Source organism: Candidatus Avelusimicrobium alvi (genome assembly GCF_958451995.1).
Classification (GTDB): Bacteria; Elusimicrobiota; Elusimicrobia; order Elusimicrobiales; family Elusimicrobiaceae; genus Avelusimicrobium; species Avelusimicrobium alvi.
In genome coordinates this window covers 25,457-34,017 of sequence record NZ_CAUDSG010000015.1, presented here as the reverse complement: position 1 = coordinate 34,017, position 8,561 = coordinate 25,457, and the positions used below count along the sequence as shown (strand labels likewise).

Below are 8,561 nucleotides of genomic sequence, written 5' to 3'. Positions count from 1 at the left end.
TATCTTTCTTCTTTTATTTCTAAAAGAAGCAAAAGGGTTTACTTCCTTTTTCTGACAGCAGAAAAAGGAACAAAAAGACTGCCGGCTGGGGCCCATAAAATCCAGTTTTACGCGGCGCGTTTTACAACTCGCTTCGCTCAGACAAATAAAACGCTTTTCCCGCGTAAAACGGATTTTATAGACGGGCTAAAGGCCGGAAACACAACGGAAACAACACGGCTAAGACCTGCATAAAACGACAAAACGACTCTCCAGGCCTGCAAGGCCCCCTTCCAGGGGGCGGTTTTCTGTCTGCACGGTCTGCTTTCCAAGCGGCATCATCCAACAAATTGCCCCGGTGCCGGAATACATAAAAACCCCGGCGCGCCGTAAGCAACACCGGGGTTTGGGGATTTCTCAGGACAATTTACGATTCCGAAGCTATCAGCGCGTAACCGTCCACTTTGCCGTCCGCGTCTTTGCAGGCGAACACGTCCCAGCCCGTATCCTTGTACAGGCCGTTTTCGTACAGCAGGTCCATCCGCACCCGAAACGCGTTTCCGGCGGCGGAATGTTCGGCGGCTTTAAACATCCGTTTGGACAAATCGTCATTACGGATAACCTCGGCGAAAAGGTCGCGCCCCAGCATATTGCTCACGCGGCGGCCCGTTGCTTCCAGAAACGGCTTGTTGACGAAAGTAACCTGGTAATCCAGGTCCATCATTACGGCGGGCATTTCCACGTATTCCAGCGTGCGCGCAAGCGAGCGGGAAGCTTCGCTGAGCATTTTGCCCGTCTGGCGCAGTTCAATGCGAAGGCTCAGCAGGCGCGACATAATGCCCATCAGCTCCTCCGCCCCCTGGCCAAAGCTCCGGCGCGGCTCGCGCGCGGCAAAACACAGCGCGCCCAGCACTTTCCCCCCCACATACAGCGGGGCCGCTAAAAGGGAGCCGAAACCTTTTTCCTTATGCAGGCAGTGCAGGCAGGAAGCGTTCTCCAAATCCGGGAAGATAACAACATTCCCGTCCGGCACATCTATCAGGCATTCCTCCACCGGGAACTCCATATATCGCTCAATATTAAAGTTATTTTTCGTGGCGTACACCACATGGCTTTCAAGCCCCAGCTTGCCCTGTTCAAAGCGAAGCACGAGCCCCACTTCGGCACGGAACGTTTTTAAACCGAACGCCAGGATTTTGTCCACCTGTTCGGTGATGGACAGGCCGGGCTCGCTCGTGAGGCGATAGAGTTCGTGGATTTGCTCGTCGTAGGCGTGCCGGTCCGACACGTCTTTCACCCACAGCACCGCCTCGTCGCGGCCGGTGATGGGCGTTACCGTGGCCTCAAAATAACGCAGTTTGTCCGCCACCGTCCATTCAAATTCAAAACGCGTGCTTACGTTAATGGAAAGAGATTCTTTAATGGCAAACAGCGCGCGCGAGGCCGCTTCCTCCGGCCAATACTGCGCGGGTTTTTTCTCCAGAAACGTTTCGGCGGCGCGGGTATTGTCCAAATAGGTAAGGTTGGAATACACTTCCAGCACGCGGCCGTCGCTGTCCGTCTTTAAATACAGCCCGGGCAGCGCCTGGCGCACGCTTTTCAGTTCCTGCGCCTCTTTGGAGTCTTTGGCCACTTCGTCCAGCTGTTCGGACAAATCGTGCACCACCACCAACGCCGCGTCTTTGCTGGGCAGGTCCAGCACCGTTACCACCACCTGCGCGGCAAAGGAATCACCGTCTTTTTTGCGCACGGACAGTTTAAAAGAGGTTTTGCCGTGCAAAGCCACCTCTTCCTGCGCGCGCTCCAGCACTTCCTTGCAGCGGGCGGAATCGTGCCCCCGGTCAAAGAACAGGTCTTTAAACGGCATATGCACCAGTTCGTCGTGCGAAAACCCCAGCTTGCGCGAAAGGAATTTGTTGGCCTGTTCAATATGCCCGAAGCGGCCGTTTTCAAACAGGACGGAAAACACCACGCCGTCCGTCGCTTCCAACAGCGCGTTTAAATGGGCGGAGCGTTCTTCCAAAATACGCATAATCTGGCGGTGAAACGCCATATTGCGCAGGACAAACAAATACCGGCCGTCCGCCTCTTTAACGGCGGTCAGCCGCACGGCGGTGTGTTCCAGGCCGCTTGCGAGATTGATGCGGTATTCGCGGTTGGCCAGCGAACCGTCCGCCGCGAGCGCCTGCAAGTCTTCCTCCAGGCGCGGCAGGGAGTCCGCGTCAAAAATACGGCGGATATCCTGCCCCAGCAGTTCTTCTTCGCTCAGCTGGCAAAGCGAGCAGAACAAATCGTTGCAGACTTCAATTTTCCACGTCTCCCCGCACAGCGCGTACGGCTCGCTGTTGGGCAGCACCAGCATTTCTTTGGCCGTTTTGCTGATGACCGCCGGCGGAGCGGGCGGCAGGGGCGCGCGCGGCGCGGCGGGAGTTTTTTCCTTTACGGGCGCGGCGGGCACCGGCGGAACCGCCGGAGGAGGCGGACAGGCGGCTTTGTCGTTTTGCCGGTCTTTGCGTTCCAAAAACACCACGTAATCGGCTTCTACGCTGCCGTCCTTGGCGTCGCGCTTGTTTATCGGCACAAAGCTGACGGAAAGATCCAGCTTGCCGGAACCTTTCACGCGGTCCGGGAACATATTGGCCGCCCGGTCAAAATCAAACACATAATCCATATGCGCCGATTTTCCCGCGCGCAGCAGTTTGCGCGCCGGAAGCGACACGGCCGGCTTCATATATACGTTGCGGTAGAAATTCTTGTCCGCTTCCGTAAAGCCGAACAGGGTGCGGCACGCTTCGTTCATTACGCTGATGTAGCCTTTATGCGAAAGGATGAACGCCGGCGTAACGCTCTTTTCAAACGCGGCGCGGAAACATTCGCGTTCGGTCTTTACGTCGCGCAGCATACGGTTGCCGGTGGTTACGTCGCGCACGAAGCACAGCACGATGCGCCGCCCGAGGTATCGGGACACCACGGCCGCAAACTCCGTTTCCACTTCCAGGCCGTTTTTCTTTAAGAAATGCACGTCAATGGCGGAGGAAGCGTCGGCCGAACCGGCGAGCACGGCGTCGTATTTATCTTTCAGGAACACCCGGTGGTCGTCGGCCACCAGGGTAAACACGTCTTTGCCGGTTACGTCGCTCATTTCGTCGTAGCCTAAAATATGGCACAACGCGCGGTTGGCGTAGATGACTTTGCCGTCTTCCAAAATGACGATGCCTTCGCGGGCGTTTTCCACCAGCAGCGTATTTTTGTCGCTCGCTTCGCGGATTTGTTTTTCCATTTTGGTTTTGGCGGTAATGTCTTCCGACACCACCAGCAGACAGTTGGGCGTGCCGTCCACGTTAAACACAGGCGTTTTAACGGTGTGCATAATTTTTACGCCTTCGCTGGCGGTGGAAATCAGTTCCTGCGGGATATTTTGCTCTTTTTTGCTTTCAAATACGCGCAGGTCCGCTTCGCGCAAAAATTCCGCCTGCTCTTTATTGATGTCCGCGCGGTAAGAGGTGCGCCCGATTACCGCATCCGCCGTTACGCCGAAGAGTTCTTCGCTCTTTTTGTTCCAGAGGATATATTTCCCGTCGTAATTTTTGACGGACAGCGAAACCGGCAGGTTGTTGATAACCGTTTGCAGGAAGTTTCTGGCGTCAATGATGGCTTTTTCCTGCGCTTTCTTTTCGGTGATGTCTTCGGCCACGGTCAGCACCATAAAGGGCTTGCCTTCTTTGTCAAACACCGGGGCTTTGATGAGGTGCAGAAGAATTTTGTCCCCGCGCAGGGTCGTGTACCATTCTTCGGGGAATTCCACCATTTTGCCGTCGTTAAAGATGGCTTTTTCGCGCTGGCCGTAGAAATCATCCTTGGCTTGGTATTCCCGTTCGTCCGGAAAGAGCTCGTGCGCGCGGCGGTTGATGAAAGAGAGCTTGTCGTCCTGCCCGCGGGCGTAAATGGCCACGGGCACCTGGTCCAGCAGCGTCTGCAGGAAGTTTTTCGTTTCCACCAGCGTGCGTTCCTGTGCTTTTCTTTCGGTAATGTCTTCCACCAGCGTAACCACAAACTGCGGTTCGCCGTTTCCCCCGTCCACAGGCACTTTAACCATATGCAGCAGCTTCTTTTCGCCGCCGGCGGTTAAGTATTCCTCTTCGGGGATATTCAGCGTTTTGCCTGCGTCCAGCACTTCCCGCTCGCGCATAATATACTCGTGCACCTGCTCCGGCGTTTCGTGCGGCAAAGAACCGGTGGCGTCAAACGACTCTTCGGACACTTCGCCGAAAATATGTTCGCACTGTTTGTTGCGCAGCAGCATCCGCCCGTCCTGCCCGCGGGCGTACAGCCCAATAGGCGCGTTTTGCACGATGGCGCTTAAAAAGCTGTTGGCGCGCGCGATTTCTTTTTCCTGACGGCGGCGTTCGGTTACGTCTTCCACGATGGAAAGCACCAGCGGCTTGGGGCCGGCGTCCATCAGCGGCACTTTAATCAGGTGCAGGATTTTTTCGTTGCCGTCGTGGTCCACATACACTTCTTCGGGATAATCTTTAATTTTCCCCTCTTTAAGCACCTGCTGTTCGCGGGTGTAGTGGGACTGCACGATGTTGGAATCCTGGTGCGGATGGGGCGTATTGACGCATTTCACGTCGGTCTCGCCCAGCACCGTCATGCTCTGGCGGTTGAAAAAAGTCATCTGGTTGTCGCAGTCGCGCGTATACAGGCCAAGCGGCACATTGTCCAGCACCGCGCGCAAAAGCGTGCGGTTTTGCAGCAGGTCCTGCTCGTAGCGGCGGCGCACCGTTACGTCTTCAAACGCCGTCAAAATGGCCTGGCTTTTGCCGTTTTCGGCCGGCGTAAGCACTTTGGTGACGGACAGCGTGCGTTCCTCGCCTTTGGCGTTTTTATACGTCAGCTGCACGCCTTCGCGCGGGCGCTGTTTGGTGCGGACTTCTTCGTCCAGCCGGCGCACGGACTGCACTATTTCTTTAGGCAGGAAATCGTATACGGAGCGGCCCTGCACGTCGGCGGATTTAAAGCCGAACATTTTTTCGGCCGGCGCGTTCCACAGCGCGCACACGCCCGCAAAGTTCTGCACCGTTACGGGCACGGGGTAGCTGTCCAGCACCGCGCGCAAAAAGGTTTTTTCCGCGTTTAACTGCTTAAAATGGGGCACGGCTTCCAGCGTGAGCATAATAAACGGCGTGGAGGCCAGAATACTCGCCCCCGCGCTGACAAACACCGCGTCCGCCTCGCGGTTGACCAACTGGATAACCACCTTTTTGGGCTCCTTGGCGGAGGCCATGGAGCGCACCTGATCCATGGTCAGGCCAAAACGATCCACCCGCGCGCCGTCCAGCGCGGAGCGCTCCGTGCGCAGTAAAGACGCCGCGCTGGCGCTTGCGAACGTGATTTTGCCCGTAGCGTCCAAAAGTAAAATGGCGGTGGGAAACTGCTCTAGAAAAGCGAGCATTTCGGGGGTCAGCGTTTTGATTTCCGCGGCGGCCGGAGTATTTTTTTTGGAGAAAAACGAAAAAAAGTTGTTGGACATATGCCCTCTGTCGGTCTAAAATGGAACAACACGGTTATATATTAATAAATTCCGCCCGGACTTGCAATACACAGAAGTACGCGCACGGCCGCGTGCGTACGGGGCGCCGTCTAACCTTTTTTCCGCCTGCAAAAATAACGGCCCGGCGCCAAAAATTTGCTACGATGAAAACACGGAGGAAAAAGCATATGAAACAATTTTTAAGCCGTCTTTTTACGATTGCGGCCTGCCTGTGCGCCGCGGCGGCCGCGGCCGAAACGGGCTATAAGCCGCAAACCGTGCGCCAAACGCCCCAATACCTCTCCACCGATCCGGCGGAAGTGGAAGACACCTGCCCCGGGCACGATATTTTAAAACGGTTTGACTGTACAAAAAACAATCTTCCCGGCTACTCCTGTTTTGACGTGTACATGGTGCAGGGCGACCCGGTAGACGCCGAACGCTACACCCTGCTGGACCAGACCGTCACCGCAGAACCCGGCACCGCCGAACCGCGCTGCACGTTTGAGGGCGAGATGACGTGCGACAACTTTTTAAAAGCGCTCAACTACAACCTGGATTTTTCGTGGTTCATCACCAATTTTCCGTCTTCGTCTTTTCCGCAGTGCGGCGAGACGTATTCCTGCACGCGCATCGCCTGTTTAAAGCCCGCGGCCGACGCGCCGGACGGCAGCCCGCGCGCGCAAAAACTTTCGTGCGTGTTTAAAAAGAACCAGATTTTCTTTTTGGGCGCGCAAATTACCTGCCGGGATAAAAACGCCGCCCCTAAAACTCCCGGCCCCCAAAAGCCCTGATACGGCGTAAAACGGCCCAAATTGGTATAATGGAAATATGCTTTTGGCCCATCTTAAAACCATTTTTTCGTTCCGTTTTTACCACCGCCTGGCTTTTGCCACGCGGGGACAGCTGTTCGGTTTCGGCGCGTATTTGTTCCTGCTGTCCGTGATCGTGTTCCATTTTTTCGCGGGGGCGTATATCCGCGAAAATCTGCCGGTGCTTCTTAAAAATTTTCCGCAGGTTACCTTTGAAAAAGGCGTACTGACCGAACCCAAAACGCCGGTATCCGTTTCGGTGCCGCAAAGCGATTTTAAAATAGTGTTTGACGCATCCTTAACAACGCCTCCCACGTTAAAAGAAATGACGGACAGCCGCACGCTGATGCTGGTAACCGGCGACAAACTGTATATGCCCGGTTCCGGCGGCGTACAATCCCGCACGCTCCCCCAAACGCTTACGTTTACCGCCTCCCAGGAAAATTTAGAAAAAGAAAAAAACACGCTGGCCGGCGCACTGGCGGCGGTGGGGTTTTTAACATCGCTCTTTGCGGTGCCGCTGGTGATGTTTTTCGGCTTCTGCATCGCGGGAGCCGCCGGGCTGTTTTTTAAACTGCTTACCCGCTCCTCCGTGCCGCGCGCCGTGGTGCTTAAATGGGCGTTTTTTATGCTCGGGCCGCTGGCCGCTTTGTGGTACGTGCGGATGTGGATAAACATTCCGCTTTTTACGTTCGCGCAGGTTATCCTGTGCCTGATTTATATGCAACAGATTTTCAACACGCTTCCCGAGGAGAAATAAATGCTGATTAAACTCATCCGCTCGTTCAGTTCCGCACACCGCCTGCCGCATTACGACGGCCCCTGCCACGATTTGCACGGACACACCTGGAAGGCCGTCTTTGTCATTGAAGGAGCCGTCCGCCCCGACGGAATGGTGTGCGATTTTAAAGTGATTAAAAAACTGCTGGACGACAACCTGCCCGACCACAAATTTTTAAACGACTGGGTGGAAAACCCGACGGCCGAAAACCTGGCCGCTTTTCTGTTCCAAAAAATCGGCGCCGAGCTGGCCAAGCAGGATTTAAAATTAAAAACGCTGGAAATCTGGGAGAGCGAAAATGCCGCAGCCGTCGTGGAAGGTTAACGAAATTTTTTATTCCGTTCAGGGCGAAGGAAAGCACACCGGCATGCCCGCCGTGTTTGTACGCCTGGCCGGATGCCGGATGAACTGCCCGTTCTGCGACACCAAATACGCCGCCCGGGAAGGCGCGGAAACAGACGCCAAACAGCTCCTGGCCCGGCTGGCGGCCTGGCCGGCCAAAGCCGTGATTATCACGGGCGGAGAGCCGGCGGAGCAAAATTTGCCCGCGCTCATCGCCGCGCTCAAAGACGCGGGGTACGAAGTGCATATAGAAACCAACGGCTCCATTGACGCGGACGTAAGCCGGGCGGATTTTGTATGCGTGTCGCCCAAAAAATACGTCAGCCCCGCCATGCTTAAAAAAGCCGACGTCATCAAAATAGTAGTCGGCCAGGACACCGACCTGGAAGATTTACAAAAATACTACGCGTATGAAAACGCGAAAACCCAAATTTATCTGCAGCCCGAAAGCAACAAACAGGAGAATATAGACCTATGCGTAAAACTGCTAAAAAATCATCCCTCCGCACGGCTAAGCCTGCAAACGCACAAGCTGGCAAACATCCGCTGACGGAAGAAAAAATTTTAAACAACCTGCGCGAAATCCTTGCGTTCATCGGCGACGATCCGTCCCGCGAAGGCCTCTTGGAAACCCCCCACCGCATTCTGCGCAGCTGGCAGAAGCTCTACGGCGGTTATAAAATGAAGCCGCAGGACGTGTTAAAAACGTTTACTGAAGGCTCCTGCGAAGAAATGGTGGTGCTCAAAGACATTGAATTTTACTCCACCTGCGAACACCATTTGCAGCCGTTTTTCGGCACGATATCCATCGGTTACCTGCCCAAAGGCCGCGTGCTGGGCATTTCCAAGCTGGCGCGGCTGGTGGAAGTGTTCGCGCGCCGCCTGCAAATACAGGAAAAACTGGTGGCCGAAATCGCCGACAGCCTGATGGAAACCCTCCAGCCGCACGGCGTGATGGTGGTGTGCAAAGCCAAGCATATGTGCATCAGCTCGCGCGGCATTGAAAAACACAACGCCGTGATGGTAACGAGCGCGATACGCGGCGCGTTTAAAAAGATGGAAGTGCGCAACGAATTTTTGGAAATGATTAAATAATTCCGCCCCGGGGACAAAA

7 protein-coding genes are annotated in these 8,561 nt (G+C 55.2%); 6 read left to right on the top strand and 1 reads right to left on the bottom strand.

Annotated elements, in window-relative coordinates; genetic code table 11:
* A partial coding sequence (locus ACQY36_RS04380) for a hypothetical protein (RefSeq protein ID WP_428077983.1) occupies positions 1–234 on the top strand: 234 nt, incomplete at its 5' end.
* 172 nt (positions 235–406) lie between these two features.
* On the opposite strand, the gene ACQY36_RS04375 is transcribed toward ACQY36_RS04380, so the two are convergent.
* Positions 407–5,512, bottom strand: coding sequence for a PAS domain S-box protein (locus ACQY36_RS04375; protein WP_428077981.1), 5,106 nt, complete (start codon positions 5,510–5,512; stop codon positions 407–409).
* A gap of 188 nt (positions 5,513–5,700) precedes the next feature.
* Between ACQY36_RS04375 and ACQY36_RS04370 the strand changes: the two genes are divergently transcribed.
* The 5 genes from ACQY36_RS04370 to folE are packed head-to-tail and all read left to right on the top strand — an operon-like array spanning position 5,701 to position 8,542.
* On the top strand, positions 5,701–6,306 hold the full coding sequence (locus ACQY36_RS04370; RefSeq protein ID WP_428072094.1) for a hypothetical protein: 606 nt from the start codon (positions 5,701–5,703) through the stop codon (positions 6,304–6,306).
* A gap of 37 nt (positions 6,307–6,343) precedes the next feature.
* Complete coding sequence (locus ACQY36_RS04365; protein ID WP_428055727.1) at positions 6,344–7,084, top strand: DUF1189 family protein; 741 nt, start codon at positions 6,344–6,346, stop codon at positions 7,082–7,084.
* Positions 7,085–7,429 carry a 6-carboxytetrahydropterin synthase gene (locus ACQY36_RS04360; RefSeq protein ID WP_428055725.1) on the top strand — a complete coding sequence of 115 codons (345 nt, stop codon included), beginning with the start codon at positions 7,085–7,087 and terminating at the stop codon, positions 7,427–7,429.
* The gene (locus tag ACQY36_RS04355) at positions 7,404–7,997 is read left to right on the top strand and encodes a 7-carboxy-7-deazaguanine synthase QueE (RefSeq protein ID WP_428055723.1); all 594 of its coding nucleotides are present in this window, start codon (positions 7,404–7,406) and stop codon (positions 7,995–7,997) included. The genes ACQY36_RS04360 and ACQY36_RS04355 overlap by 26 nt, the downstream gene beginning before the upstream one ends.
* Positions 7,922–8,542, top strand: a complete 621-nt coding sequence (gene folE, locus ACQY36_RS04350; protein WP_428072098.1) for a GTP cyclohydrolase I FolE — start codon at positions 7,922–7,924, stop codon at positions 8,540–8,542. The genes ACQY36_RS04355 and folE overlap by 76 nt, the downstream gene beginning before the upstream one ends.
* The last annotated feature ends 19 nt before the right edge of the window (positions 8,543–8,561 follow it).